This is a genomic window from Hydrogenophaga sp. (assembly GCF_030158645.1).
Classification (GTDB): Bacteria; Pseudomonadota; Gammaproteobacteria; order Burkholderiales; family Burkholderiaceae_C; genus Hydrogenophaga.
On the sequence record NZ_JAOASO010000159.1, the window covers coordinates 38,244 to 62,889 of the forward strand.

The following is a 24,646-nucleotide window of genomic DNA, read 5'->3' on the forward strand; positions in this document are numbered from 1 at the left end:
GTCGTTCTCACACCCGGTCTGCGGCCGTGGCCACGTTCAGACGATCCAGCGGAGCGATCAACACGTCGCCTGCGGCCCACTTCGCCAGGCGTTGGGCCACGCTGCCGGTGAAAAACCGTGCCAGTGGCGAGCTTTGGCGCTTCCCCACCACGACCAGCTCGGCCTGCGAGGACAGCTGGTGCAACGCGGTTGTGTAGGCCGGATCGCCATTGCCGACTTCAAAGGCCAGCGGCGGGTCTTTCGAGCCAGCTGATGCAAGGTCAACTGCGCCGATCACCTGCGCCAGCCGGTCCCTGGCGTGCTGGCGCGAGTTGAGCCGATTGGCCTGTATGGCTTCTTCCGACGTCTGAACCGACCGCAGCTTGCTTTCTTCGATCGTGTCGATGGCGTGAAACAGTTTCAGCGCCGTGGGCCTTGAGAACCGGGTGGCAAAGTCGATCAGTGGCTCGGTTCGTGGTGACAGGTCAACGGCCACGAGCGCATCCTTGTAAGCCTGCCGGGGCTCCTGCTTGACCACCAGCAGCGGACCCAAGCTGCCGTGCACGGCTTGGTCCAGCGTCGTGCCGCGATGAAACCTTTTCCAGCTGCGTTGCAGCAGCGGGGACATCACCAGCAGGGTGGAAGCTCCCGCCTCTGCCAGCACCGCTTCGAGCGGCGCTGAGCGTTCGATCGCAAGCACCGATATCTCGTGGCGCCTGGCCAGTTGGCGTGCCCGCTGTCCCAGGCGCGAGATCGGATCCGGGGGGTGGATGTTCGACCCCTCGTCGAGGTGGATCAGACGCAACGGGATCTGGTGCTGTCGCGCCAGCAGGGCTGCGCGTTCCAGAGCGTGGGCAGAGAGGGCCGAGAAATCAGAGACGGCAAGGATGGAGTCAAAGTGCATGGGAATTCCTGGACGAACGGGGGCCAACCCCGCAGCGCAATCGCTGGGGGACGTGATCGATGGCATGGAGGCGGCTAGGTGGTGTAGTCGCCGCTGGCTTCGGGCTGAAACAGCAGCGAGACAATTTCCGCCGCGCAGGCATCCCCATTGGGCGTGCGCCAGCGGGCAGTGGCACCCACGCGCTGCCCGAGCAGGCTGGCTCCCACAGGGGAAAGCACAGAGATGAAGCCCAGGTGTGGCTCGGCGTCAGCGGGGTAGCACAACGTGAGCTTTTGCCGCTGGTGGGAGTCGAGGTCTTCGACGATCACCTGCGAGTACATGGTGACGACGTCGGGTGGGATCTCGCGCGAGGGAACGAGGTCCAGGGAATCGAGCGTGTCGATCAGTTCGCGCGGAAGTTGCGCGCAGTGCAGCTTGTTCAGGCGTGCGTGGTCAATCTCGGTGAGCAGCCGCTCACCCACAGGGTTCTTGTGCATGTGGCACTCCAACAGGTGCAGACCTGCCTGAGAAAGGCAGCGCCCGCTATCGCGCTGGCTTGGGGCCCGGCGATGGTTGGATTGCGCAAAAAGGAGGTAGGGGTATCGCCGGGCTTAGGAATGTGCGGCCGGCTGGCGCAGTCCCGCCGAGCCCATCAGCCTGCGACCGGCCACAGCGCGGCTGACCGCGAAGGGCAAGCGCGCTGCTGTGAAGGCAGAGATGGTTGGGTGGGAGGCCATGGTGCAAATTATAGGACGCATCATGGAATCCTTGGCGCCACAGGCGAGCGAGGTTGTGGCGCCAAAACGGTGCTCCTTTGTGCAGCAGCCATTCGAGCCAGCGCTGCACGCCGCCCGCGCGTGGCTTCGTGGCATCCGTCGTGATCTGGAGCGATCTTCGAACTTGAGAAAGTCCTTCACTGAGAGCACGCGAGCGAGAACCCTGTCCGTTTGCCATGCTAAGTTGGCATCGGAAAACTCAGAACAAACCGGGTGCTGTCTGCGTCGCTTTGAACCGACACCTCGCCACCGTGCAGCAACATGATGGAGCGAACGATGGCCAATCCCAAGCCCCCTGAGTCGCCGGGCTCGGCGCGCGACGAGTCACAGCGGTAAAAACGATCAAAGAGGCGTGGCAAGTGCTCGGGGCCTATCGGCGAGCCCTGATTGCTCACCGTGACGTTGACGTATCCAGTCAGCCGTTGACTTGAAATGCTGATGGCACTTTCGGCATCGCCATAACGCAAGGCGTTGGCCAGCAAGTTCGCAAGAGCTCGGCGAAGCAACTCGGGATCGGCCAACAAGTTTCCGCTGACCTCGTTGACCAGCAACATACCGCGCTCTTCAGCCGTCCCCTCGAAGTACTCACACAGCTGCGCTACCGTGTTGTGAAGCCCGATGTTCTCTCGCCGAATGGATGCGTTGACCTGATCGGCGCTGGCCAGGAACAACATGTTGGAGATCATTCGCGCCAGCCGCTCGTAGTCCTCTTGGTTGGAGGCCAACAGCGCCTGATAGTCCTCTACCGCCCGATCTTTCTGAAGCGCGAGTTGTCCTTGACCCATGAGATTGTTCAGGGGTGTTCGCATCTCGTGCGCCAGGTCTTCCGAGAAACGGGACAACTGGCCAAATCCGTCCTCAAGGCGTGTCAGCATGAGGTCCAGCGCATCACCCAGCTGACGCAACTCGCCAACCTGTCCGGAGCCTTTCAGCCGCAGGTGAAGATGTGCCGCGTCGATGGATGCAACACGAGCCGCCAGTTCACGCACAGGACGAAGACCACGGAAGCTCACTGCCCAGCCCAGCAAGAAGGACAAACACGCGCCCCCAGCCAGCGAAAGCCAGAGTTTGAGCTGATACGCCGAGAGCATCTGATCGCGTTGGGTCAGCAGCTTGCCGGCCACCAAGGTCAGCTCCCGCCCATCCTGGCTGACATGCAGCCAAGCCAACCGCGATGCTTCAGCGCCATCTCCATTTCTGAGCTGTACGCCCTGGCCTCGAGGCAAGCGAGGTATCGGCAGTTGCATCGGGTTGATCTCAATCAAGGCGTTGCCTGTGCTGTCCAGCACCCAGAGCAGGCTCTCCTGGTTGCCCAGCATGTTGGCGTAGAGCTGCGGACGCTGTTGCAGCGCTTCGACGCTCTGGCTGTCTCCGATCAGGGCACGCATGTGTTCAATTCGCCCCATCAACGCCACGTCGTCGCGCCAGGTGATCTCACGCGCCAACGACTGATAGAGAAACACGCCCAGAGCGCCCAGCAACACCACGCTGACCCAGGCAAACATCAGCGCCAAGCGCAGGCTCAGCGTTTGCGGCCACATCTTCATTCGGCCACTTCCAGCTTGTAGCCCATTCCTCGAACCGTATGGATCAATTTGGGCGCGTAGGGATCGTCAATCTTGGCGCGCAGGCGGCGTATGGCCACGTCGACCACATTGGTGTCGCTGTCGAAGTTCATCTGCCACACGTGTGAAGCGATCTGCGGTCGGGAGAGCACTTCACCTTCACGAGCGAGCAGCAAGTGCAGCAGCGAAAACTCCTGGTTGGTCAGCGTTATTCGGTCACCACCGCGAGTCACGCGACGGCTCAGCACCTCAAGCTGAAGGTCTGCCACCCGGAACAGCTCGACCTCGCGTGGCGGTCCCCGGCGCAGCAGTGTGCGCACGCGCGCCAGCAACTCGGCATAAGAAAAAGGCTTGACCAGGTAGTCATCGGCGCCGAGTTCCAGGCCCTTGACGCGGTCATCCACGGAATCGCGCGCGGTCAGGAACAGCACTGGAACCGCGCTCTTTCGGCGGATGGATCTGAGCAGCTGCCAGCCGTCCAGCCCAGGGAGCATGACGTCCAGGATGATGAGATCGAAATCGCTTTCCTGAGAGAGGAATTGACCGTCCAAACCATTGTGCGCAACCTCGACCAGGTACCCAGATTCGCCCAATCCTTTGCGTAAATAGTCAGCCGCTTTGGGCTCGTCCTCAACAACCAGTATCCGCATCGATCTTCTCCTGCGCCCGAGCGTATACGCAAAGTGGGTGAGTTCACATGACGACTTTGTCATGTGTTCGCCATCGTTTTGTTTCCAGCAGAACCTCATCATCGAGTCCTTCGCTACACGAAGCACGATGGAAACCCCAAGGAGAACACATGCAAGCTTCAATTCGATCCGCGGCGCAGGCGCTGACTTGTCTGGCGATGTGGACAGTCGCAGCATCATCGGCCGCGGCGGCCACACCCCCCCCGTTGCTCAAGCAGGAAAACGTCTCGCTCGCCCTGGCCAATGAGCTGATCGGCGCCACGCTGGCCGCCTGTCACGCAGATGGGCGCTCTGCCGTGGTGGTGGTCGTGGACCGCGGCGGCAACTTGTTGGCTGTGCAGCGCGACGACAGCGTGGGTCCGCACAACACGCAAGCCGCTCAGCGAAAGGCCTACACGGCACTGTCAACCAAGACGCCGACTCGTCAGCTTGCCGCCAATGCCCGAGCCAATCCAGATGCCCAGAACCTCAACACGGTTGAATCACTGCTTCTGATCGGTGGCGGCGTGCCGCTGTTCTCGGGGAAAGAGGTCATTGGTGCGATTGGCGTTGGAGGTGCCGGGGGCGCCTCCCATGACGAGGGCTGCGCGCTCAAAGCGATTGCTCAAGTACTGTCCCCCTCCCCTGAAAACCAAGTCTCAAACTGAAAAGGAAATCTCGACATGACCCAACTGAAATCACTCGTCGCCGGTATTGCGCTTTGTGGTGCCTCTGCCATCGCGTCGGCGGCCGGGAACCCGCTGAGCGTCCACGTCCTGAACCTGGAGAGTGGATTGCCCTCGCCGGGCGTCAAGGTTCTGCTGGAGAAGCAGAACGGCGACCAATGGACGGTTCTGAACAGCGGCACGACCAACGAGCAGGGGCGGATCACAGCGCTGTATCCGCAGGACATGACGCTGCAGAAGGGGAACTACCGCGTGACCTTCAAAACCGGTGACTGGTTTGCACAGCACAAGACGGCGTCGTTCTTCCCGGAGGTGCCGGTGATCTTTGCGGTTGACGGCACGGTGCCGCACTACCATATTCCGCTGCTGCTCAGCCCATTCGGATTCTCGACGTACCGCGGTAACTGAACGGGTCGGCACTTCGCTCGATGTGCGAGCGAAGTGCTGACCTGTGGAAAACTTGAACGGCCGGGAGCTGGTCAAGTGGTCAACGATGACACGGTCCGTCGGATGCGCAGGAGTCCGGATCAGAAGGCGCTGCCTCCGTTCGAGCGTGGCTTCCTGCCATGACCGGCTTGGGGCAGACTGAAGGCGGTATCAGCGTGACGCCGTCAGTCCAACCTCAGCCCGCTGAGACCGCGCGCCCCTCCGAGAACCGCTGCAAGAACTGACGCCCCCGCTCGGTGCTCGGCGCCTCGAAGAACGCCTCGGGCGTGCCCGTCTCCACCACCACGCCGTGGTCCATGAAGACCACGCGGTGGGCGGCTTCGCGGGCGAAGGCCATTTCGTGCGTGACCACCAGCATGGTCATGCCCTCGGATGAGAGGTCGCGCATCACCGCCAGCACCTCGCCCACCAGCTCGGGGTCGAGCGCGCTGGTGGGCTCATCGAACAGCATCAGCGCGGGCTTCATGGCCAGCGCGCGTGCAATGCCCACGCGCTGCTTCTGTCCGCCCGAGAGGCGCGCCGGGAAAACGTCGCGTTTGTCGAACAGCCCCACGCGCTGGAGCAGCGCCTCGGCCTCGGCGCGCACGGCGTCTTTCGGCCGGCGTTGCACGTGCACCGGCGCCTCCATCACGTTCTGCAGCACGGTGAGGTGGGGCCACAGCGCGAACTGCTGGAACACCATGCCGATGCGGGTGCGCACCTGCGCGAGCTGCTGGTCGTTCATGACCACGCCGCCGCTGGTGACGCCGATGGGCTGGCTGTCGATGAGGATGCGGCCGCTGTCGGGGCGCTCCAGCCAGTTGATGCAGCGCAGCAGCGTGGACTTGCCCGAGCCCGATGGGCCGAGCAGGCACACCGTTTCGCCGCGTGCGACGGTGAACGAGATATCGTCGAGCACGCGCAGGCTGCCAAAGCTCTTGCTGAGCGACTGCACGCTGAGTAGCGGAATGAGTTGGGGCATGTTGAGGGCGGGTGTTGGATCAGCGCCGCGCGTCGGCCAGGCGGCCCACGGCGGCCACGCCGGCTTCCACCACCAGGCACAGCGCCCAGTAGAGGATCACTGCGGTGAGGAAGGCGGCGAACGGGATGAAGTGGCGCGACTGGATGGAGTTCACCGCGTGCGTGAGTTCGGGCAAGGTGATGATGGTGAGGAAGGCGCTGTCCTTGATGATCTGGATCAGCTGGTTGCCCAGCACCGGCGCGCTGGACAGCGCCAGCGGCGGCAGCACGATGCGCCGGAACAGACCCAGGCCGCTGTAGCCGAAGGCCACGCCGGCTTCGATGGGTGCGCGCGGTTGCGTGGCCCAAGCGGCCCGCAGGATTTCGGCCATGTAGGCCGCGTGGTACGCGGTGAGCGCGAACAGGCCCGCACTCCACGCGTCGAACTGCAGGCCCATTGACGGCAGGCCGTAGTAGACGATGTAGGCGAACAGCAGAAACGGCGTGCAGCGCGCCAGGTCGACCAGCCCCTTGGCCGGCAGGCTGAGCAGCTGGCGCGGCGACATCAGCAGCGTGGAGAGCAGGGCGCCGAGCACCAGCGCTGCGAGGCCCGCGAGCACCGACAGCAGCACGGTGTTGCCCAGGCCCGAGAGCAGCAGCCCGCGTTCCGACCACACGGTGGCGAAGTCATTCATCATGCGGCGGCCTCGCGCAGCGTCGTGCGCCGCTCCACCCAGCGCTGCACGCTCACCAGCGCATAGACGATGGGGATGTAGATGGCCAGCGCCACCAGAAACGGTGGCAGGGGTTCGTAGGTTTGTGCGCCGATGCGCACGGCAGCGCGCGTGATGTCGACCACGCCCACCACCGCGAGCACGGGGGTGAGCTTCACCAGTTGCGACATTTCGTTGATGAGGCCGGGCAAGGCGGTGCGCCACACCTGCGGCAGCACGATGCGGCGAAAGCGCAGCGCCTGGCCCATGCCCACCGATTGCGCCGCTTCGATCTGGTCTTTCGGCAGATCGAGCAGCGCGGCGCGCCAGACCTCGCAGTTGAACGCGGCGGTGTTGAGCACGAGCGCGATCAGCCCGGCGGTGACCGGGCCGACCGAGATGCCCGCCGTGGGCAGGGCAAAAAAGATCAGCAGCACCAGCGTGATGAGCGGCGTGGCGCGCAGCAGGCTCACGTACACCGCCACCACTTGGTTGAGCAGCGGCACCTTGGCCCAGCGCGCCAGCGCCAGGCCCAGGCCCAAGGGCAGGCCCAGCGCGATGCCCGCAATGGACAGCAGCAGCGTGGTCAGCGCACCGCTGAAGATCGACAGGACATCGGCATGGCTCATGCGCTGAACGGTGTCACTGCTCGGGCGTGTAGCTCACCGGCAGCGTGAACGCTTCGCCGAACCACTTCTTCTGCAGCGCCGGCATGACGCCGTTGGCCTTCTGCGCGGCGATGAATTCGTTCATGAATTTCAGGAGGTCGGTGTTGCCCTTCTTCACCGCCCAGGCCGGGTACGAATTCCCCGAAACCGGCTGGCCGAGTTCGAACACGTTGGGCCGCTCGGCCACCAGCGCCTTGAGGTTGATGACCGTGTTGACCACGAAGTCGGTGCGCTTGAGCGCGAGGTCCTGGTAGGCCTCGGGGTACGACGAATACTCGACAACCTTGCCGAGCTTGCCGCCTTCCTTGGCCAGCATGGCCTGCAGCTCAGGCAGGCGGCTCAGGAAGGCGCTGCCGGTCTGCACACCCACGGTCTTGCCGTTGAGGTCCTTGATGCTTTTGATGCTGCTGTCGTCCTTGCGCTTGACGTAGTAGTGCGTGGCGTCGGCAATGGGGCTGGTGAAGTCCAGCGATTGCGTGCGCTCCTTGGTCATGAGGACCGCGGTGATGGCGATGTCGTACTTGCCGGTCGCCACGCCTGCGAGGATGCCGGGCCAGGGCAGGATCTCCTGGCGGATCTCGAAGGGTGCGTACTTGCGCAGCGCATCGACCATCTCGTTGTTGAAGCCGGTGGGCTTGCCGTCTTTCACGAACTCAAACGGGCGGAAGTCGTCTTCGGTGACCACGGTCATGTAGCCGCGCTTCTTGATCTCGTCGAGGTTGGCGGCGTGTGCAGTGCCGGCCCACAAAGCAATCGGCAGCAGCGCGGCAGCGAGCACGCTGCGGCGGGTGAACGTGAAGTTGGATGGCATGGTGAAGCTCCTGGAGGTTGATGGAGTTGATTTGGGCCGGAGGTGTTGAACGCATCCTCTGCAGCGCAAGTTGCATGCCCATGCAGGAGTGGTCCCCGTGAGTTCAAAGCCGCTTGTGGAGGCGAGCCCGACCCACCCGCTGACAAGGCGGTGCATGCGCCGCCCGTTGCACGGGCGCGGTGCGTGGACGCGCTTCAGTCGGGTGCGTGCCACTCCAGCACACGCCAGTTCGGCGGCAGACCTTCGCAACCCACGATGGCATCTGAGAGGCTCAGGCGTTGCATCGTGCAGGCCAGCGCGCCGCCTTCCAGCGCCGGCAACGTGGCGCGTTCGATGTTCCACACACCTGCTTCGAGCACACCGAAAGCGATGACGAAGTCGAGCCAGGCGTCGGTCTGCTGCGGGTGGCGCGCCACCACGTCGGCCAGGGTGTCATCGGGTGCGGTGTCTGCGGGCCAGGCGGCGCTGCGCGGGCGCAGGTGCATCAGGTAACGGCCGCTCACCAGCAGGCGCTCTGCGGTGGTTTCGCCAGTGGCGTCAACGGCGGCCAGCGCGATGCGTGTACCCGTGGAGCCGGGCAGGCGTTCCCACACTTCGAGGTAGCGGCCATGAATGCCGGTTTCGATCACGCGGTCGCGGGTCTCGAACACCATGTGGCCAGCATCGGGTGTGCTGCGCGGCGGCTGCAGGTCGATGGCGCGCTGCCAGGTGCAGACCTCGGGAGCGCTGGCGTCGGGCTGCGTGATCAGCGTGGTGCCGCCAAAGCCTTGCTGCATCGCGCGGCCCGCCGCCGTGTGGCGGTCGGCCTCGGCGGGCACGCGAAGGTCGCCGTGCCACAGGCCGGTTTGCAGCCAGCGCACCCAGGTGGTGGTGTCTCGGCCGTCGGGGGTTTCGAGCAGGGTGCGTTGCCACACGCCGTGGTAGCGGTCGGGGATGGGGGCGGTGGCGCTCATGGGTGTGTGGATGGGCTTCGACAAGCTCAGCCCGAACGGAGAGGCGTTCGGTCCAAACCGGTGGACTGGGGCAGGCCTCGGTAGAAGACCATGTCGTGGTTGGGCCAGAGATGCGCGCCGGTGTCCCGGGCCAGCGCCTTGAGCTTGCGGATGCTCTCAACGGCCTGTTGCTCGCGGCCTTGCCACAGGGTGCCCGGTGCCACCTCGTCGTCGATGTTTTCCTGCAGGTCGGCCGCATCACCCGCCAGCAGCACCGGGGCGCCGGTGGGCAGTTCGATCAGCATCGACATGTGGCCAGCGGTGTGGCCGGGTGTGGCCACGGCGTGCACGCCCGGCAACACGCTGTATTCGCCGTGCTTCAGGCAAAACTGGAACGCCCGGCCTTCGTCGTCCAGCAGGTCGTCTTCAAACACCGCACCGTCCAGGCCGCTGCAGGCGGCGTTCCACTCGTCGCGCTGCAGGTGGATCTCGGCACCGCAGCCGCAGCGTTTGAGTTCCTTCAGCCCACCCGCGTGGTCAAAGTGCAGGTGGCCGATGAAGATCACGTCCACGTCCTTCGCGCCCAGCCCCAGGCGCGCGAGGTGTTGGGGAATGCGGTGCTCTTCGCGCATGTCGGGCGCGCCCATCTCGAAGGTGGCGGGGTTGTAGTGGCGTTCCCGCAGCGCGGGCGTGTGGATCTTGGCGTGGTCGCAGCCCACGTCGTAGAGGATGCGGCCGTGCTTCGTTTCGATCAGGTAGGCCAGGATGGGCGCCTCGATGGTCTGGCCATGGCCCCGGTTGAAGGTGGAGATGGTCTTGTCGTAGCGGTGGGTCGCGGTGAGCAGCGGCCAGATGCGCAGGGCTTGTGTCATGGTGAATCCTTGGGTTCAGGCGCCGGTGAAGGCCTGCACCCAGGTGTTGACCCGATCGGGTTCAGCCGCGTGCAGGCCTTGCAGCGAGGCCACCACCTCGTCGGTGCTGCGCACGCGCCCGAAGATGCCGCCCTCCACGCCGATCATGGCCAGGGCGGCGGCCTGCAGCGCGGGGTTGCTGGCGGCGGTGGCGTCGGTCACGGTGGTGCAGGCAAAGCCCCGGTCCACCGCTTCGCGCAGCGTGGAGTGCACACACACCTCGGTGGTCACGCCGCAGACGATGAGCTGCTCGATGCCGCGTGCCGCGAGCACCTGCGCCAGCCGCGTGCGGTGGAAGGCACCGTAGCCCGGCTTGTCGATCACCTCTTCGCCGCTCAGGGGGCGCACCGCGTCCACGAAGTCGTGGCCCTGCTCGCCGCGCACCAGCAAGCGCCCCAATGGCCCCAGGCTGCCGATGGGCGCGCCCGCGTCCACGCTGCGCTGCAGCTTGGTGGCGGGGCAGTCGCTCAGGTCGCTCAGGTGGCCTTCGCGCGTGTGCACCACCAGCAGGCCGGCCGCACGCGCGGCCTTCAGCAGCCGCACGGCGTTGGCCACCACCGCCTGCATGGGCGCGATGTCGATGCCGGCCTGGTGGGCGTAGCCACCGGGGCTGCAGAAATCGCGCTGCAGGTCGATCACGACCAGGGCGGTGCGGCTGGGGTCGGGCGCGGTGTCCATGCTCAGACGCTGTTCGATCGGGTGAAGCCGGTGGTGATGGCCTCGGCCATGCGGCGCGCCACCTCATCAGCCAGCAACTTGCCCTTGATGGCGTCCGACCCTTTGGCCGACGAGAGCACGCCCGAGGCCGGCACCCAGTCGGTGCGCGGCGGGTACATGTCGTAGGGCGGGAAGTCGGCCGGGCCGTCGTCGGGCAGCAGGTCCATGCGCACCAGATGCGGGTGGTAGTGCAGCATCATCGAGGTCTCCAGCACGGCCGCGTGCTCCAGCGCGAAGCCGGGGAAGCCGTCGGGGAACACATCGCCCAGGGTCTCGGGCGTCATGAAGTCCCAGTATTCGAGGCGCATCACCTGCAGAGGGTTCGCCGGGTCGGCGGCCTTGGCGTCGCGCAGGCCAAGGTCGATGCCCTCGATCAGGAACCACTGGTTCTCGTAGTGGCCGTTCACGACCACCAGTTTGTGCAGACCGTGGCGCGCAAATTCACGCACTGCGTCGCGCACCTGGCCCACCAGCGTGGCGGCGTCCACACTCGTGGTGCCGCAAAAGTGCTGGCCACCGCCGCACTTGGGTTGCGACTTGTAGCCGTAAGAGAGCGTGGGCGCCACCAGCCCACCCACCAGCGCAGCGGTGTCGGCCGCCACGGCACTCGACAGCAGGCCGTCGGTGCCCAGCGGCAGGTGCGGGCCGTGCTGTTCGAGCGCACCCACCGGCAGCAGCACAGGCGGTTGGTCGCGCTGCACGCGCGACTGGTAGTCCACCCACGAGAGTTCGTTCATCCACACGGTGGTGTTCATTCAGGTTCCTTGGGGTTGGGGTGTGGGTGAGGCGTCGATGGCCTCAACAAAAGCGGCGAGGGTGATCAGCGCACCACCGGCCCACTCCAGGGCGGTCATGGATTCGTCGCCGAACCACACGGCGGTCAACACCGCCACCACCAGCTCGGCCAGCAAAATCACGCCGGCCTTGCTGCTCTCGATGTGGGTCACGCCGAACTGCCAGGTGGCGGTGGCCAGCAGCAGCCACACGAAGCCGTAAGCCAGCACCGCGATCCACACGCCCAGGCCCATGGCCGTTGGCACGCTGTGACCCAGCGCGGTGGTGGCCACCAACGAAATGACGCCGCAGCCGGCAAACACCGCGAAGGTCTTGCTGACCATCGGCACCTGTTGGGCAGCGCGCGCGATCACGTTGTTGGCCGCGAAGCAGAAGCCGGCGGAGAGTGCGAGGAAGTCCACGAAGGTGAAGGCCAGGTCCACGCCGCCCGTGCCGCCCAGGAAGAGCCACAGCCCGACGAGAGCCATCACCACCGCGGCCCAGCGCAGCGGCGGAATGCGTTCTTTCAAAAACAGCCAGCCGCCCAGCACCGACCACACCGGCGAGAGGTAGAACAGGAACATCACCCGCACCACGTCGCCCAGCATCAGCGCGTTGACAAACGAGGTGTTGGCCCAGCCACCCACCACGGCCAGCGCCAGCAGCAGGCCCCACTGCGCGCGCCAGGCGGCGCGCTGGCGCCAGATGAAGACACAGGTGAACAGGCCCACCACGCCATACGACAGCAGCGACACCATGGGGCCGGTGAGGCCCTGCGCGATGAACCACTTGAGCGGCATCCACGACAGGCCCCAGAGCGACGCCGAGAACAGCAGCACGCCGGTGGCGAGGCGGTTGGAAGGGTGAGAGAGCAGGGACATCGACGGCAATCAGGGCATGACCGAGCCACCGTTGGGCCCCAGCACCTGGCCGCAGTAAAAGCGCGACAGGTCGGAGGCGAGGAACAGCGCGGTGGCCGCGATCTCGTCGGGCTCGGCCACGCGGTGTTGCGGAATGGCGAGTTCCTTTTCCATCCACTCGGGGCTCATGCTGTCCAGCGAGACCATGGCGGTGTTCACCGGCCCGGGCGCAATGGCGTTGACGCGGATGCCGTGCGGCGCGAACTCGCGCGCCAGCGATTTGGTGAGCCCGATCACGCCGGCCTTGGCCGCGCAGTAGGGCGCGTAGTTCTCGCGGCCGAGAATGCCGAGGTCGGACGCGAGGTTGACGATGACGCCACCGCTGCGCGCCACCATGCCGGGCAGCACCGCGCGCGACATCAGAAACACCGACTTCAGGTCGGTGGCCAGCATGCGGTCCCAGTCGGCCTCGGTGGTGTCCAGGAACGGCTTCTCCTGGATGATGCCGGCGTTGTTGACGAGGATGTGGATGTCGCCCACGGTGTGCAGGGCTTCTGTCACCAGGCGCTGCACGGCCTCGCCGTCGCTCACGTCGGCGCTGATGGCCACGGCCTGCCCGCCCGCGTGCTTGATGGTCTGCACCAGGGTGGCGGCCTCCTGCGGCTGGTTCAAGTGGTTGACGACCACGCGTGCGCCCGCTTGCGCGAACTTCAGCGCGATGGCACGTCCTATGCCGGTGGCCGCTCCGGTGACCAGCGCGGTCTGGCCTACGAGCGACAGCTGCACGCTCATGGGGTACCTTCGCTCTGCGGGCTGCGGTGCGAGCTTGCTTGGGAGCGGCCCGGCGCGGCGCTCATGCCATCACCTCGCCGTGGCTGGTCACCAGACACTGGCCCGTGAGCGGTCGCGCCGCTTCGCTGGCGAGGAACAAAAACACACCGGCGAGATCTTCGGGCGTGAGCATCTCGGGCACGGCCTGCTTCGACAGGATCTCGCGTTCCACCTCGGCCTCGCTGCGACCCTGGGCTTGCGCCATGGCCGTGAGCGAGCGCAGCGCGGCGTCGGTGCGCACCCAGCCGGGGCACACGGCGTTCACGCGGATGCCGCGTGGGCCGAGTTCCAGCGCGAGCGAACGCGTGAGCCCCACCACCGCGTGTTTGCTCGCGGCGTAGGCTGAAAAGCCCGCCACGCCGATGCGGCCCCAGATGGAGCTCTGGTTGATGACGCTGGCGCCACGCGGCAACAGGGGCAGCAGCGCCTGCGTGAGCCGCACCATGGAGGTGACGTTGTTGTCGAGCAGGCCGGCCCAGCGGGTCATGGATTCGGGTGCGGTGTCGTCCAGCGGTGTGGGGTACTCGGTGCCGGCGTTGTTGACCAGCACGTCGAGCGTGCCCCAGTGTTCGCGCAAGTGCGCGGCAACGGCTGCGACCTGTTGGGGGTCGCTGAGGTCGCACGTGATGCAGAAGGCTTCGACAAGCTCAGCCCGAACGGAAGTGGACTCAGCCCAACCGGAGGTGGAATCAGCCCGAGCAGAGATGGGCTCGGCTTGAACGGAGGTTTGGTCTTGGCGGATCAGTTCCAGGGTGTTGCCTGAATCGACGCGGTCCAGCAGCATCAGCCGCACGCCCTGCGCCGCAAAGGCCCGCGCCAGCGCCTGGCCGATACCCCCGGCCGCGCCGGTGATGAGCACGGTCTTGCCCTGCAGGCCGTGGTCGGCAGGCATGTCAAACGGCGGTGAGGAAGGACACGCCGACAGCGCCGAGGAAACCGTCTGCGCGGCCCGGTGTGCCGGGTGGTTGCACCACCCCGTAGTTGCTCGCGAGCACCCGCTTGACGCGGTTGATGTGAAAGCTCTTGAGCAGTTCACCCACCGTGATCACCTGCGGGTAGCTGTCGGCGTACAGCTCGCGGTGGAAGGCGGGCAGGCGGTACCAGGGCGCGGTGGGGCGCTCGTGGTGGGCGTTGTGGAAACCGAAGTTGAGCCAGATCAGGTTGAACCACTTCGCGTCCAGGCTCACCACGTCGCTGTAGGTGTTGGCCTGTTCGTAGGCGCGGTCGCGCAGCTTGTCTTTCGGGATCGGCGTGTCGTCGAGGATGGGGTAAGCGTCGTAGGTGTGCTGGAAGCAGTCGGCAAAGCGCAGCACCGTGATGAAGACCAGGAACGCCACGAAGTACAGGGCGAGCGCCTTGAGCGACCACCAGCCCAGCAAGGCGAGCGCCGTGATGCGCACCAGCGCGGTGGCGACCACGCGCACGCGGGCGTCTTTTTTCTGTTCGCTCAGGAAGGGCAGGGCGATCACGTAGCCGCGCATGACGAATTCCACCGCCGGGAAGTGGGCCCACTCCAGGGCTAGTACCACGCGGCGCACCACCGGGTGGGCGCGCAGGAAGGACTGCGCATCGAAGGTGATCACGTCGGCACGCTCCACGTGGTGGCGCATGTGCTTGCGGCGCATGTCGGCAAAGCTGGCGTAGCAGCTGCCGTTGATCCAGCTCATCAGCGTGCCCCAGCGCTCGTTGGCCTGCGGCGTGCGAAAGATGGCGTTGTGCGCGAACTCGTGGATGAAGTAGGCCGACCACACCAGCGTTTGTGCGACCAGCAACACGCCCAGGGCGTTCAGCAGCCAGCTCGCCTGCCCCAGCAGGGCAATGCCCACCGGCCAGCCCAGCACGGTGAAGCTGATGGCGGCGACGTTGGGCCACACGCCGTCCTCGTAACGGAAAACCGGTTTCATGGGAGTGCCTTCAATGGGGGGAACGCTGTCGTCACCGCACCGATGCCCGAGCGGGCACCGGTGAAGCCAACTGGGTCTTACTTCAGGCCCTTGACCAGGCTGGCGTCGAAGGTGGCTTCGATCGGCGGGATCGTGGTGATCTGGCCCTTGGCCTTGAGCAGCTCGCCAATGATTTCGCCGCTGGCGTAATACGAGGTGGTTTCCTTGGCCTTGGTGAAGGCCTTGGGCATCTCGGCCACGGGGATGTTGTAGACGCCGGTGAGCTGCTCCTTCACCTCGGCGGCGGACACGCCCATGAACTTGCCGATGATCTTGTGCGCTTCCGCGGGCTTGGCCTTCATGTAGGCCAGACCGTCCAGATACGCCTGCATCACGCCGGTGATCTGCGCCGGCTTGGCCTTGATCACCTTGTCGTCGAACACCAGCACATCGGCGATCAGGCCCGGCGCGTTCTTGGAGGAGAACACCACCTTGAACTTCTTGCCGCCGCCCTGGCCCAGGATCTGCGAGAGGCTGGGCTCGTAGGTCACGCCGATGGGCAGCTGGCCGGAGGCCATGGCGGCCGGCACGGCTTCGGGCGTCATGCTCACCGGGGTGATGTCCTTCTCGGTCATGCCGGCGGTCTTGAGGGCATAAGAGAGCAGGAAATCGCTGGGCGAGAGCGGGTTGTAGCCGATCTTCTTGCCTTTGAAATCGGCCACCTTGGTGATGCTGCTGTCGGCCACGATGGCGTCGCCACCGTTGGAGTAGTCGATGGGCATGACCACCTTCATGTTGCGGCCGGCGGCGACTTGCCCGACCACCTGGTCATAGGTCAGCATGCCGCCGTCCACCGCGCCCGAGGCGATGGCCGCCGGGATCAGCGCCGGGTCGTTGAAGACCTGCAGCGAGACCTTGAGGTTGTATTTCTTGTAGAGGTCCAGCGCCTCGGCCACGTAGAACGGGCCGTAGCCGATCCACACCACGGTGGCGATCTTCATCTGGGTGGGCGCCTGGGCGAACGAGGAAAAGGCGGCCAGCGAGAGGGCCAGGCCCAGGGCCGGCTTGAAGAAGTGGTTGCGCCGGCTGGACAGGGTGGGGGCAGAGGTTTTCATCAGGGGCTCCATGGGTTGTAAGGACGTGCAGGAAGAAGCGATCACGTGATCGTTCTCCCGGGCTTTTGTCCCTCCGTGGAGCCTGCGATGAGGCCGGCACACTCTCGGACCAGACACCGCGCGGCGCATCGCCTCGCGGTCGGAACCCTAGTGCACCTGAGTGCTGAGCAGATGGTCGGGCGGACCCTGGATCGCTCTTCTTGCGGAATGGTGGTCAGCAGAAAGCGTGCCAGGCTGGTCGGCGCTCTGCATGCCGCTTGAACGCCCCTGCTGCACCAAAAGCAGAAGCTGTGCGCCCTTTCAGCGGCGTGGTGCCGCCTTGGTCCGCCCCGTGTTGGTGCGGGTTGCGCGGACTTTGGGGGAGGCCGCCGGCCTGGCCACGGTGTCGTCCGTGTCCACCGGCAACAGGGGCACAAAAGGTGCCCGGGCGTCGTCGGCCAGACCCTGGGTGAGCGCTTCGAGGATCTCGATCAGCTGGTGGCGCTGCGTCATCGACAAAGGCGAGAGCAGCCGCTGGTAGGCCTGCTCGGCCGGTCCGCGCGCCTGCTGCAACAGTTTCTGGCCGCTCGGGGTGAGCACCACCGCCATCTGGCGTCGGCTGTGCTCGGCCATGCGCCGCTCGATCAGTCCGCGTTCTTCGAGGCCTTTGCACACCCGCATGACGGTGACCTTGTCAAAGGCGAGTGCGCGCGCCAACCGGGTCTGGTCCAGGCCGGGTTCGCTGGACAAGACGGTGAGCACGCCGTACTGGGCCGGGGTGAGACCCACACTGGCGCAAGCGTTCTCGAACACCGCCGCCGAGATCTGGTGGGTGCGGCGCAACAGGAAGCCCGGGCGCTGGTACAAGTCTTTCAAGGTCATGGTTCGGGATTCTACGAATGGCAGCCTCCCGCCTGCCGTTTCAAAATGGTTCGCATGCTAACGATAGGAGACATCCGATGACACGCTTGTACACCCTCACCGGCCGAGCCTGGCGCAGCCTCCTGGCTCTGGCACTGTTCGCCGGCACCGGTCTGGCCCAGGCCCAGACGTCCGATGTGCCGCTGCGCCTGATCGTGCCCTTCACCCCGGGCACCGGCATCGACCTGATCGCCCGCACCATCGGTCCCAAGCTGTCGGAGCGCCTGAAACGCCCGGTGGTGGTGGACAACCGGGCTGGCGCCTCCGGCAACATCGGGACCGAGGCCGTGGTGCGCGCCGCGCCCGATGGCAACACCTTGCTGGTGAGTGTGAACACCCTGGTGATGAACCGCAGCCTGTACCCGCAGGCGCCGTTCGACCCGCTGCGCGATCTCACCCCGGTGGGGCTGACCAGCTGGGGCCAGCTGATGCTGGTCACCCACCCCAAGACGGGGTTCAAGACCGCCGGCGACCTGGTGGATGCTGCGCGCCGCGCGCCGGGCCAGCTCAACTACGCCTCACCCGGCGTGGGCACGCCGCACCATTTGTCGATGGAGCTCTTCAAGAACGCCAGCAAGAGTTTCATCACGCACATCCCGTACCGAGGCACCGGCCCCGCGCTCACCGACATGATCGGTGGCCAGGTGGATGCGATGTTCCTGCCGATCCACGTCGCGCTGCCGCAGATCCGCAGCGGGCGGCTGGTGGCGCTGGCCATCGGCAGCGACAAGCGCCACGCCCTGCTGCCCGAGGTGCCCACGCTGACCGAGTCGCGCACGGCCGACGTGAACGTGGACATGTGGTACGGCGTGTTCGCGCCCAAGGGCATGGCGCCGGCCATGGTCGCCACGCTCAACCGCGAGATCAACAGCATCCTGGCCAGCGAAGACGTGAAGAAGGCGTTCTCCGGCCAGGGCATGGACCCGAGCACCGGCACGCCCGAGGCGTTCGGCCAGTTGGTGGAGAAGGACGCGGAGCGCTGGGCCCGGCTGATCAAGACCCAGAACATCAAGGCTGAATGACATGAAACACCCCCGCTGCGCTCCGGAGCAACTGACATGACGATGGCCATTGTGGGCGGCGGAATCGCCGGTTTGGCGTTTGCGTTGGCCCTCCACCAGCGGGGCATGGCCTGCGACGTGTACGAGAGCGTGCCCGACGTCAAGGAGCTCGGCGTGGGCATCACGCTGCTGCCGCACGGCGTGCAGGAACTCACCGCGCTGGGTCTGCTGGCGCAGCTGGAGGCCGTGGGGATCGAGAACCGCGAGAGTGTGTTCTTCAACCGCTTCGGCCAGCGCGTGTACGGCGAGGCGCGTGGGCGTCACGCGGGCTACGAACTGCCCGAGTTGGGCATTCACCGCGGCAAGCTGCACCGCATCCTCTTTGAGGCTGCGCTGGAGCGCCTGGGTTCCGAGCACGTGCACACCGGCCACCGCTGCACCGGGCTGGCGCAGGACGCCGATGGCGTCACGCTCTCGTTTGCCGACAACGCACAAGGCCCGGTGGCGCCGGTGCGTGCACCGTGGGTGGTGGCCTGCGACGGCGTGAATTCCGCGATCCGCAAGCATTTCTACCCGCAGGACAGCGTCTGCTACGGCGGCATCAACACCTGGCGCGGCACCACCGTGCACAAGCCGATCCTGGGCGGCAAGAGCTACATCCGGATCGGCTCCATCGACACCGGCAAGATGGTGATCTACCCCATCGTGGACAACGTGGACGGGCAGGGCAACCAGCTCATCAACTGGGTGGCCGAGATCCGCGACAGCGAAGCCCGCATGAACGACTGGAACCGCCCGGGTCGCCCCGAAGATTTCTTGCCGACCTTCGCCGACTGGCGCTTCGACTGGCTCGACGTGCCGGCGCTCATCACCTCGGCCGAGCACGTGTTCGAATACCCCATGGTCGACAAGGACCCGCTGCCGCGCTGGAGCTTCGAGCGCGTCACGCTCATGGGCGACGCCGCCCACCCGATGTATCCCCGCGGCTCCAACGGCTCGGCCCAGGCGCTGATCGATGCCCGCACGCTGGCCGACGAGATCGCCACCGCGCATGCCGCCGGCGGTGACCTGCGCGCTGCCCTGCAGCGCTACCAGGCCGCACGTCTGCCCGCCACCGCCCGCGTGGTGGAGACCAACCGCACCCTGCCGCCGGACTTCATCATCATGAAGGCCGACGAACTCAGCGGCGGCAAGCCGTTCGACAACATCGACGATCTCATCAGCCAGGACGAGCTGCGCGCCATTTCGGACAATTACAAGCAGATTGCGGGCTTTGCGCTGAAGGCTTGACCGCGGGCGCCGCCCTGGCGGTGTGGGGGGTATCCGACAGCCGTCGGGGCCTGCTGCGCAGTGGACACCTCTTGCGCGCTGTTTTGTGGCACTGTCGGCCAAGGTGCCGTCCGCCGGGGACGGGACACCCACCTTGTGCACCCAGCATGCCGCGACTCACACGACAGACACGTATCCGAACGGAAGAGAACCCCGGGCTCCGTGGCCCTGCCGGGCGCTCGTTGTGCGCGCTCGCCCTGGCGTGGGGTGTCGTGGTCTGCTCCGGCACACAGGCGCAGACCGTGCTGCGCTACGGCGGCGACGCGGCGTTTGCCCCGTTTGAATCGCTCGGCGCCAGCGGCGAGCCCGAAGGCTTCCAGATCGACCTGATGCGGGCCCTCGGCCGTGAACTCGGCCTGGAGGTCACCATCCAGCTGCAAAGCTGGCCTTCCACGGTGGAGGCCTTCAAGGCCGGGCGGGTGGACGTGATCGCCATGGTGCAGACCACCGAGCGGCGTGCTTACGCGCACTTTCTCAAGGGCCATGCTGCGCCCGCGTTTGCGGTGTACCTGCCGGTCGGCCAAGCCGCTCCGCGGGCGCTGCAAGACCTCCAAGGCTCGCGCATCGCCGTGCTGGACCACGAACCCATGCGGGAGAGCCTGGGCAAGTGGCTCTCAGGCATCAGCGGACCCTATGTGCGCACGCCCGATGCGCTGTCTGCCCTGCAGTCCGTCCAGCTCGGTTTTGCCGACATGGCCTTGCTGCCGCGTGCCTACGCCGATCCCTTGATGGCCAGCGGTGAGGTCAGCGGACTGGTGCGTGCGCTGGGGGACCTGCGTCTGCAGTCCTATTCGCTGGCGGTGGTGCGCGACAACGACGCGCTGCGCCAGCGGCTGCAGGTCGCGCTGGACCGTCTGGAGAGCAACGGCACGCTGCCCGCGCTGCGCGAGCGCTGGCTCAACGACGAACCCGCCACCGCCGAGCAGCAGGCCATGGCCCGCGATCTGGATCAGCAGCGGACATGGACCTGGCTGGTCGCGCTGGGCGGCACGTCCCTGCTGGTGCTGGCGGGACTCGGGCTGCGCCATCGCGGACGGGCGGTATCGCATGAGCGCACGCGGCGCGAGGCCGCCGAGCGCTCGCTGCGCCGCTCAGAAGATTTGCTGGAGCGCACCTTCCAGCGCAACCCCGAGCCCATGCTGGTGGTGGACCACCACAGCGGTCTGGTGCAGGACGCCAACCCGGCGGTCGCCGCGCTGTTGGGCGTGGCAGAAGACCGGGTGGTGGGCCGCCCGTTGCGCGATCTGGCGCATCACATCGGCATGGACACACTCAAGCGCATGGCACGCGCCATCGATCTGAACGGCTTGCTGGACGCACTGCCGGTGAGCGTGACCCGCGCCGATGGCCAGCAGCGCGCGTGTCTGGTGAGTGCCGACAAACTGCGCGTGGGTGATCACACCATCGTGCTGTGCATCGTGCGCGACGTGACCGAGCGACTGGCGCAGGACCCGGTGTTTCGCCAGGGCTACCAGTCCCTGCACGAAGAATTCGCCCAGGCCCGCCGGGACGCCCCCGAGACGTTGCCACCCACCGATCACGGCGAAGACCGCCTGCGCGAGTTCACCCGCGCCGTGGCGCACGACTTGCGGGCGCCCCTGCTGGCGATCCAGGGCTTCATGGGCCTGATGCGCGAGCGCCTGCAACTCGGGCACACCGATGAGGCGCTGGAATACAGCGAGCAGGTGGACAAAGCCACGCGGCGCATGAACGCCATGATCGAAGCCTTGACCAACCTGGCCCAGATCGACCAACACCCGCTCAAGCGCCGCAGCATCGACATGCGTGCCCTGTCCGAAGACACCTGGACCCTGGTGCGAAGCGGAGAGACCGCGCGTTCGATCGAAATCCGGTTCGACCCGCTGCCCCCGGCGATGGGTGACGCCGATCTGGTGGCCCAGGTGTGGCAGAACCTGCTGCACAACGCGTGGAAATACTCGGCCCGCGTGCCGGTGTCACGCATCCGGGTGGACAGTTTTCAGGAAGCGGGACGCACCTGGTACCGCGTGGCCGACAACGGCGCCGGCTTCGACATGGCGCACGCCCGCGCGCTGTTCCAACCGTTTCGGCGCATGCACGCGGCGTCGCAGTTCGAGGGCAGCGGCATTGGCCTGAGCATGGTTCAGCGCATCGTGCGCCACCACGGGGGTGAGGTGCGCTTGCGCAGCCAGATCGGCGTGGGCACGGTGGCCGAATTCACGCTCGACGCAGCGGCCTGAGTCGCTCAACCCATGCCGTTGCGCCGGGCCAGCTCGACAAACAGCGCCGAGTGGTCCAGGTCGGCCAGCCCGTGCTCGACCGACTGGGCGTAGAGCTGCTCGAACAAACCGGTGATCGGCGCATCGAAGCCGACTTCCGCCGCGGTGGTCAGCGCGTTGCGCATGTCCTTGAGTTGCACCGCCACCGCTGCGCGCTTGGTGAAGTCGCGCTCCACCATGCGCTGGCCGTGCACCTGCAGGATGCGGCTGTCCGCAAAGCCGCCGGTGATGGCCTGCTTGACCTTGCCCATGTCGGCTCCGCCCTTCTCGCACAGCAGCAGGGCCTCCGCCACGGCGCCGATGGTGATGCCCACGATCATCTGGTTGGCCAGTTTGGCCAGCTGCCCTGCGCCGTGCGGACCGACATGCACCGGGCGTCCCAGCAGCTCGAACACCGGACGCAGGCGCTCGAAGTCGGCAGCCTCGCCGCCCGCCATGATGGCCAGTGTGCCGGCCTCGGCGCCCACCGTTCCGCCCGAGACCGGTGCGTCCAGGTGGTGCAGGCCGGCGGCCTCCAGGCGGCTGGCATGGTCGCGCGCCTGGCGCGGCAGGATGGACGACATGTCCACCACCACGCTGCCCGGGCGCAGGTGGTCCACCGTGTGCTGGTTGAACAGCACGTCTTCCACGATGTCGCCGTTTTCCAGCAGGGTGATCACGATGTCGGCCCCGGACACGGCGCCGGCGGGTGTGTCGGCCACGCGCGCGCCGAAGGGGGTCAGTCGCTCGGCCTTGCTGCGCGAGCGGTTCCACACACTGACCGTGCAGCCGGCTTCGCACAGGCGCCGGGCCATGGGGAAACCCATCAGGCCAATGCCGAGCACGGCGATCTGGAGGGCGGACGTGGTGGGGGCGGAGTTGGTGTTCAAGAGAGGGTCTGAGGATGGGTTGGCGGGAGTGGCTGGGCCGGCAAGGAACGCCGGATGGGCATTGTGGCGTCAGAACGGCGACGTTTCATGAGCCGGTCAGGACACGCTGAAAACGACCCTCCGTGACACAATGCGCGACCATGGAAAAAACACCTTCGACCGACCCCGCGTGGCTGAACCGCGAGTACAACAACCGCGAGCTGGTGCCCGAGCATGCGGCCCACTTCGAGCGCTGGGCCCGGACTTCCGAGCAGGTGCGACAGGGCAGCCGACCGTTGCTGGACGTGAGCTATGGCCATGGCCCCGGCGAGACGCTGGACATCTTTCCCGCGCCACGCAAGCCGGGCACGCCGCTGGCGCCGGTGATGGTGTTCATCCACGGCGGCTACTGGCGCAGCCTGGACAAATCCGACCACTCGTTCATTGCGCCCGCGTTCACGAAGCACGGCGCTTGCGTGGTGATGCCCAACTACGCACTGTGCCCGGCGGTCACCATTCCCGACATCGTGATGCAGATGGTGCACGCGCTGGCCTGGACCTTCCGCCACATCGCTGCGCACGGCGGTGATCCGCACCGCATTTCGGTGGTGGGCCATTCGGCGGGCGGGCACCTGGCCACGATGATGCTGGCCTGCGAATGGACGCGTGTGGGTGGCGATCTGCCCGAGTCGTTGGTGAAGAACGCGCTGTCGATCTCGGGCCTTTACGACCTGGAGCCGGTGCGCCTCACACCGTTCGTTCAGCCGTCGTTGAACCTGACACCTTCGCAGGTGAAGAAGGCCAGCCCGGTGCGTTTGCCTGCGCCTTTGCTGCGCGAAGGTCGCGGGCAGTTGTTTGTTGCTGCTGGAGCGGATGAGAGCAGCGAGTTCCAGCGCCAGAACCGCATCATCCAGCAGGCCTGGGGGTCGGAGGTGGTGCCGGTGTGCGAGGCGTTGCCGGGGCTCAACCACTTCAGCATTGTTGAGGCCTTGGTTCAGCCGAAACACCGGTTGCACGGGATGGCGCGGGAACTGCTCTCCGTTTGACGTTGCGTTTTCTCCGGCCAGGCCGGTCGCTCGTCAGGGCAGTTTCCAAACCCCCTACATCAGCAGGTGCTCGCCCGCATTGTCCCCACCCAGGATCACGTAGTTCACCTTGCGCACGTCCATCAGTTTCGTGCCGCCCGAGTAGCTGATCGAGCTCTGCACGTCCTGCTCCATCTCCACCAGCGTGTCGGCCAGCTTGCCCTTGATGGGCTCCAGGATGCGCTTGCCTTCCACGTGCTTGTACTCGCCCTTGTTGAAGTCGCTCGCCGAGCCGTAGTACTCCTTGTAGAGCACACCGTCCACTTCCACCGTCTGGCCCGGTGACTCCTCGTGGCCCGCGAAGAGCGAGCCGATCATCACCATGCTGGCGCCGAAGCGCACGCTCTTGGCAATGTCGCCATGGCTGCGGATGCCGCCGTCGGCAATGATGGGTTTGGTGGCCACGCGGGCGCACCACTTGAGCGCGCTGAGCTGCCAGCCACCGGTGCCAAAACCCGTCTTGAGCTTGGTGATGCAGACCTTGCCCGGTCCCACACCCACCTTGGTCGCGTCCGCGCCCCAGGTTTCCAGGTCGATCACCGCTTCGGGCGTGGCCACGTTGCCCGCGATGATGAAGGACGAGGGCAGTTTCTCTTTCAGGTAGCCGATCATGTTCTTCACGCTGTCGGCGTGGCCGTGCGCGATGTCGATGGTGATGTACTCCGGCGCCAGGCCCTCGGCCACCAGCTGGTCCACCGTGGCGTAGTCGGGCGCCTTCACGCCCAGCGAGATCGAGGCATACACATCGTGCGCGCGCATGTCGCGCACAAACTTCAGGTTGTCCAGGTCGAAGCGGTGCATCACGTAGAAGTAACCGTGTTGGGCCAGCCAGACGCAGATGGACTCGTCCACCACCGTCTTCATGTTGGCCGGCACCACCGGCAGACGGAACTTGCGCCCACCGAGCTCCACGCCCGCGTCGCATTCCGAACGGCTCTCCACGCGGCACTTGCGCGGCAGCAGCAGGACGTTGTCGTAATCAAAAATTTCCATGTGAACCAGGCTCCAGAAAACTGTTGTTGAACAGGGAGAGCGCTTGGCTTGGCCGGCTTTGTGCATCGGGCACA

26 protein-coding genes and 1 riboswitch are annotated in these 24,646 nt (G+C 66.0%); of the genes, 6 read left to right on the top strand and 20 right to left on the bottom strand.

The window, feature by feature from the left end:
• Positions 1-7 precede the first annotated feature (7 nt).
• From Q1W68_RS16910 to Q1W68_RS16925, 4 genes are all read right to left on the bottom strand, one after another.
• Entirely contained in the window at positions 8-883 is an 876-nt protein-coding gene (locus Q1W68_RS16910) for a universal stress protein (RefSeq protein WP_300654629.1), read from the bottom strand.
• Between the two features lie 74 nt (positions 884-957).
• Entirely contained in the window at positions 958-1,359 is a 402-nt protein-coding gene (locus Q1W68_RS16915; RefSeq protein ID WP_300654626.1) for a GreA/GreB family elongation factor, read from the bottom strand.
• A 458-nt stretch (positions 1,360-1,817) separates the two neighbouring features.
• Positions 1,818-3,185 carry a heavy metal sensor histidine kinase gene (locus Q1W68_RS16920; protein WP_300654623.1) on the bottom strand — a complete coding sequence of 456 codons (1,368 nt, stop codon included), beginning with the start codon at positions 3,183-3,185 and terminating at the stop codon, positions 1,818-1,820.
• Positions 3,182-3,853: a heavy metal response regulator transcription factor gene (locus tag Q1W68_RS16925; RefSeq protein WP_300654620.1), complete on the bottom strand. Its 672-nt coding sequence runs from the start codon at positions 3,851-3,853 to the stop codon at positions 3,182-3,184. Before Q1W68_RS16925 ends, Q1W68_RS16920 begins: the two co-directional genes overlap by 4 nt.
• A 149-nt stretch (positions 3,854-4,002) precedes the next feature.
• Between Q1W68_RS16925 and Q1W68_RS16930 the strand changes: the two genes are divergently transcribed.
• Complete coding sequence (locus Q1W68_RS16930; RefSeq protein WP_300654617.1) at positions 4,003-4,539, top strand: heme-binding protein; 537 nt, start codon at positions 4,003-4,005, stop codon at positions 4,537-4,539.
• 15 nt (positions 4,540-4,554) lie between these two features.
• A complete protein-coding gene (gene uraH / locus Q1W68_RS16935) occupies positions 4,555-4,965 on the top strand; it encodes a hydroxyisourate hydrolase (protein WP_300654615.1) in 411 nt (136 codons plus the stop codon).
• 214 nt (positions 4,966-5,179) lie between these two features.
• Here the strand turns inward: uraH and Q1W68_RS16940 are convergent, their stop codons facing one another.
• The 14 genes from Q1W68_RS16940 to Q1W68_RS17005 form a co-directional block, all read right to left on the bottom strand.
• Entirely contained in the window at positions 5,180-5,965 is a 786-nt protein-coding gene (locus tag Q1W68_RS16940; protein ID WP_300717140.1) for an amino acid ABC transporter ATP-binding protein, read from the bottom strand.
• 19 nt (positions 5,966-5,984) lie between these two features.
• Positions 5,985-6,641 (bottom strand): ABC transporter permease subunit, encoded by a 657-nt coding sequence (locus Q1W68_RS16945; protein WP_300717141.1) that lies wholly within the window; start codon positions 6,639-6,641, stop codon positions 5,985-5,987.
• Entirely contained in the window at positions 6,638-7,285 is a 648-nt protein-coding gene (locus Q1W68_RS16950; protein WP_300658274.1) for an amino acid ABC transporter permease, read from the bottom strand. The genes Q1W68_RS16945 and Q1W68_RS16950 overlap by 4 nt, the downstream gene beginning before the upstream one ends.
• A gap of 13 nt (positions 7,286-7,298) precedes the next feature.
• On the bottom strand, positions 7,299-8,135 hold the full coding sequence (locus Q1W68_RS16955) for a transporter substrate-binding domain-containing protein (protein ID WP_300717142.1): 837 nt from the start codon (positions 8,133-8,135) through the stop codon (positions 7,299-7,301).
• Between the two features lie 194 nt (positions 8,136-8,329).
• On the bottom strand, positions 8,330-9,088 hold the full coding sequence (locus tag Q1W68_RS16960) for a hypothetical protein (RefSeq protein ID WP_300717143.1): 759 nt from the start codon (positions 9,086-9,088) through the stop codon (positions 8,330-8,332).
• Positions 9,089-9,114: 26 nt separating this feature from the next.
• Entirely contained in the window at positions 9,115-9,939 is an 825-nt protein-coding gene (locus Q1W68_RS16965) for an N-acyl homoserine lactonase family protein (protein WP_300717144.1), read from the bottom strand.
• Between the two features lie 15 nt (positions 9,940-9,954).
• The gene (locus Q1W68_RS16970) at positions 9,955-10,656 is read right to left on the bottom strand and encodes an isochorismatase family cysteine hydrolase (protein WP_300717145.1); all 702 of its coding nucleotides are present in this window, start codon (positions 10,654-10,656) and stop codon (positions 9,955-9,957) included.
• Positions 10,657-10,658: 2 nt separating this feature from the next.
• Entirely contained in the window at positions 10,659-11,450 is a 792-nt protein-coding gene (locus Q1W68_RS16975) for a creatininase (protein ID WP_300717146.1), read from the bottom strand.
• Complete coding sequence (locus Q1W68_RS16980) at positions 11,451-12,350, bottom strand: DMT family transporter (protein WP_300653693.1); 900 nt, start codon at positions 12,348-12,350, stop codon at positions 11,451-11,453. It lies immediately after the preceding gene.
• 9 nt (positions 12,351-12,359) lie between these two features.
• Complete coding sequence (locus tag Q1W68_RS16985) at positions 12,360-13,121, bottom strand: 3-oxoacyl-ACP reductase family protein (protein ID WP_300717147.1); 762 nt, start codon at positions 13,119-13,121, stop codon at positions 12,360-12,362.
• 61 nt (positions 13,122-13,182) lie between these two features.
• Complete coding sequence (locus Q1W68_RS16990) at positions 13,183-14,052, bottom strand: SDR family oxidoreductase (RefSeq protein WP_300717148.1); 870 nt, start codon at positions 14,050-14,052, stop codon at positions 13,183-13,185.
• A 1-nt stretch (position 14,053) separates the two neighbouring features.
• Positions 14,054-15,064: a fatty acid desaturase gene (locus tag Q1W68_RS16995; RefSeq protein ID WP_300648609.1), complete on the bottom strand. Its 1,011-nt coding sequence runs from the start codon at positions 15,062-15,064 to the stop codon at positions 14,054-14,056.
• Between the two features lie 77 nt (positions 15,065-15,141).
• Positions 15,142-16,158, bottom strand: a complete 1,017-nt coding sequence (locus Q1W68_RS17000; RefSeq protein WP_300717149.1) for an ABC transporter substrate-binding protein — start codon at positions 16,156-16,158, stop codon at positions 15,142-15,144.
• 52 nt (positions 16,159-16,210) lie between these two features.
• Positions 16,211-16,320: riboswitch (guanidine-I (ykkC/yxkD leader) on the bottom strand.
• A 138-nt stretch (positions 16,321-16,458) separates the two neighbouring features.
• Entirely contained in the window at positions 16,459-17,019 is a 561-nt protein-coding gene (locus Q1W68_RS17005) for a MarR family transcriptional regulator (RefSeq protein ID WP_300648613.1), read from the bottom strand.
• Between the two features lie 77 nt (positions 17,020-17,096).
• Here Q1W68_RS17005 and Q1W68_RS17010 point away from each other — a divergent pair, with 77 nt between their 5' ends.
• The 3 genes from Q1W68_RS17010 to Q1W68_RS17020 all read left to right on the top strand — a co-directional run bounded on the left by Q1W68_RS17010 (position 17,097) and on the right by Q1W68_RS17020 (position 21,607).
• Entirely contained in the window at positions 17,097-18,080 is a 984-nt protein-coding gene (locus tag Q1W68_RS17010; protein WP_300648615.1) for a tripartite tricarboxylate transporter substrate binding protein, read from the top strand.
• A gap of 36 nt (positions 18,081-18,116) precedes the next feature.
• Positions 18,117-19,349 (top strand): flavin-dependent oxidoreductase, encoded by a 1,233-nt coding sequence (locus tag Q1W68_RS17015; RefSeq protein ID WP_300648617.1) that lies wholly within the window; start codon positions 18,117-18,119, stop codon positions 19,347-19,349.
• Between the two features lie 221 nt (positions 19,350-19,570).
• Positions 19,571-21,607 (top strand): transporter substrate-binding domain-containing protein, encoded by a 2,037-nt coding sequence (locus Q1W68_RS17020; protein ID WP_300717150.1) that lies wholly within the window; start codon positions 19,571-19,573, stop codon positions 21,605-21,607.
• 5 nt (positions 21,608-21,612) lie between these two features.
• Here Q1W68_RS17020 and Q1W68_RS17025 read toward each other — a convergent pair whose 3' ends face one another.
• On the bottom strand, positions 21,613-22,515 hold the full coding sequence (locus tag Q1W68_RS17025; protein ID WP_300648620.1) for an NAD(P)-dependent oxidoreductase: 903 nt from the start codon (positions 22,513-22,515) through the stop codon (positions 21,613-21,615).
• A gap of 140 nt (positions 22,516-22,655) precedes the next feature.
• On the opposite strand from Q1W68_RS17025, the gene Q1W68_RS17030 reads away from it, so the two are divergent.
• Positions 22,656-23,540 carry an alpha/beta hydrolase gene (locus Q1W68_RS17030; RefSeq protein ID WP_300717151.1) on the top strand — a complete coding sequence of 295 codons (885 nt, stop codon included), beginning with the start codon at positions 22,656-22,658 and terminating at the stop codon, positions 23,538-23,540.
• Positions 23,541-23,594: 54 nt separating this feature from the next.
• On the opposite strand, the gene Q1W68_RS17035 is transcribed toward Q1W68_RS17030, so the two are convergent.
• The gene (locus tag Q1W68_RS17035) at positions 23,595-24,572 is read right to left on the bottom strand and encodes a GMP reductase (protein WP_300648623.1); all 978 of its coding nucleotides are present in this window, start codon (positions 24,570-24,572) and stop codon (positions 23,595-23,597) included.
• Positions 24,573-24,646 lie beyond the last annotated feature (74 nt).

What these genes read in the sequence shown, in the direction of transcription:
- Q1W68_RS16920 (WP_300654623.1), bottom strand. Translation starts at nt 3,185, where the DNA reads ATGAAGATGTGGCCGCAAACGCTGAGCCTGCGCTTGGCGCTGATGTTT.
- Q1W68_RS16995 (WP_300648609.1), bottom strand. Translation starts at nt 15,064, where the DNA reads ATGAAACCGGTTTTCCGTTACGAGGACGGCGTGTGGCCCAACGTCGCC.
- Q1W68_RS17010 (WP_300648615.1), top strand. Translation starts at nt 17,097, where the DNA reads ATGACACGCTTGTACACCCTCACCGGCCGAGCCTGGCGCAGCCTCCTG.
- Q1W68_RS17005 (WP_300648613.1), bottom strand. Translation starts at nt 17,019, where the DNA reads ATGACCTTGAAAGACTTGTACCAGCGCCCGGGCTTCCTGTTGCGCCGC.
- Q1W68_RS16910 (WP_300654629.1), bottom strand. Translation starts at nt 883, where the DNA reads ATGCACTTTGACTCCATCCTTGCCGTCTCTGATTTCTCGGCCCTCTCT.
- Q1W68_RS16955 (WP_300717142.1), bottom strand. Translation starts at nt 8,135, where the DNA reads ATGCCATCCAACTTCACGTTCACCCGCCGCAGCGTGCTCGCTGCCGCG.
- Q1W68_RS17000 (WP_300717149.1), bottom strand. Translation starts at nt 16,158, where the DNA reads ATGAAAACCTCTGCCCCCACCCTGTCCAGCCGGCGCAACCACTTCTTC.
- uraH (WP_300654615.1), top strand. Translation starts at nt 4,555, where the DNA reads ATGACCCAACTGAAATCACTCGTCGCCGGTATTGCGCTTTGTGGTGCC.
- Q1W68_RS16970 (WP_300717145.1), bottom strand. Translation starts at nt 10,656, where the DNA reads ATGGACACCGCGCCCGACCCCAGCCGCACCGCCCTGGTCGTGATCGAC.
- Q1W68_RS16930 (WP_300654617.1), top strand. Translation starts at nt 4,003, where the DNA reads ATGCAAGCTTCAATTCGATCCGCGGCGCAGGCGCTGACTTGTCTGGCG.
- Q1W68_RS16980 (WP_300653693.1), bottom strand. Translation starts at nt 12,350, where the DNA reads ATGTCCCTGCTCTCTCACCCTTCCAACCGCCTCGCCACCGGCGTGCTG.
- Q1W68_RS16990 (WP_300717148.1), bottom strand. Translation starts at nt 14,052, where the DNA reads ATGCCTGCCGACCACGGCCTGCAGGGCAAGACCGTGCTCATCACCGGC.
- Q1W68_RS16950 (WP_300658274.1), bottom strand. Translation starts at nt 7,285, where the DNA reads ATGAGCCATGCCGATGTCCTGTCGATCTTCAGCGGTGCGCTGACCACG.
- Q1W68_RS17035 (WP_300648623.1), bottom strand. Translation starts at nt 24,572, where the DNA reads ATGGAAATTTTTGATTACGACAACGTCCTGCTGCTGCCGCGCAAGTGC.
- Q1W68_RS16960 (WP_300717143.1), bottom strand. Translation starts at nt 9,088, where the DNA reads ATGAGCGCCACCGCCCCCATCCCCGACCGCTACCACGGCGTGTGGCAA.
- Q1W68_RS17015 (WP_300648617.1), top strand. Translation starts at nt 18,117, where the DNA reads ATGACGATGGCCATTGTGGGCGGCGGAATCGCCGGTTTGGCGTTTGCG.
- Q1W68_RS16975 (WP_300717146.1), bottom strand. Translation starts at nt 11,450, where the DNA reads ATGAACACCACCGTGTGGATGAACGAACTCTCGTGGGTGGACTACCAG.
- Q1W68_RS16915 (WP_300654626.1), bottom strand. Translation starts at nt 1,359, where the DNA reads ATGCACAAGAACCCTGTGGGTGAGCGGCTGCTCACCGAGATTGACCAC.
- Q1W68_RS17030 (WP_300717151.1), top strand. Translation starts at nt 22,656, where the DNA reads ATGGAAAAAACACCTTCGACCGACCCCGCGTGGCTGAACCGCGAGTAC.
- Q1W68_RS16925 (WP_300654620.1), bottom strand. Translation starts at nt 3,853, where the DNA reads ATGCGGATACTGGTTGTTGAGGACGAGCCCAAAGCGGCTGACTATTTA.
- Q1W68_RS16965 (WP_300717144.1), bottom strand. Translation starts at nt 9,939, where the DNA reads ATGACACAAGCCCTGCGCATCTGGCCGCTGCTCACCGCGACCCACCGC.
- Q1W68_RS16945 (WP_300717141.1), bottom strand. Translation starts at nt 6,641, where the DNA reads ATGATGAATGACTTCGCCACCGTGTGGTCGGAACGCGGGCTGCTGCTC.
- Q1W68_RS16940 (WP_300717140.1), bottom strand. Translation starts at nt 5,965, where the DNA reads ATGCCCCAACTCATTCCGCTACTCAGCGTGCAGTCGCTCAGCAAGAGC.
- Q1W68_RS16985 (WP_300717147.1), bottom strand. Translation starts at nt 13,121, where the DNA reads ATGAGCGTGCAGCTGTCGCTCGTAGGCCAGACCGCGCTGGTCACCGGA.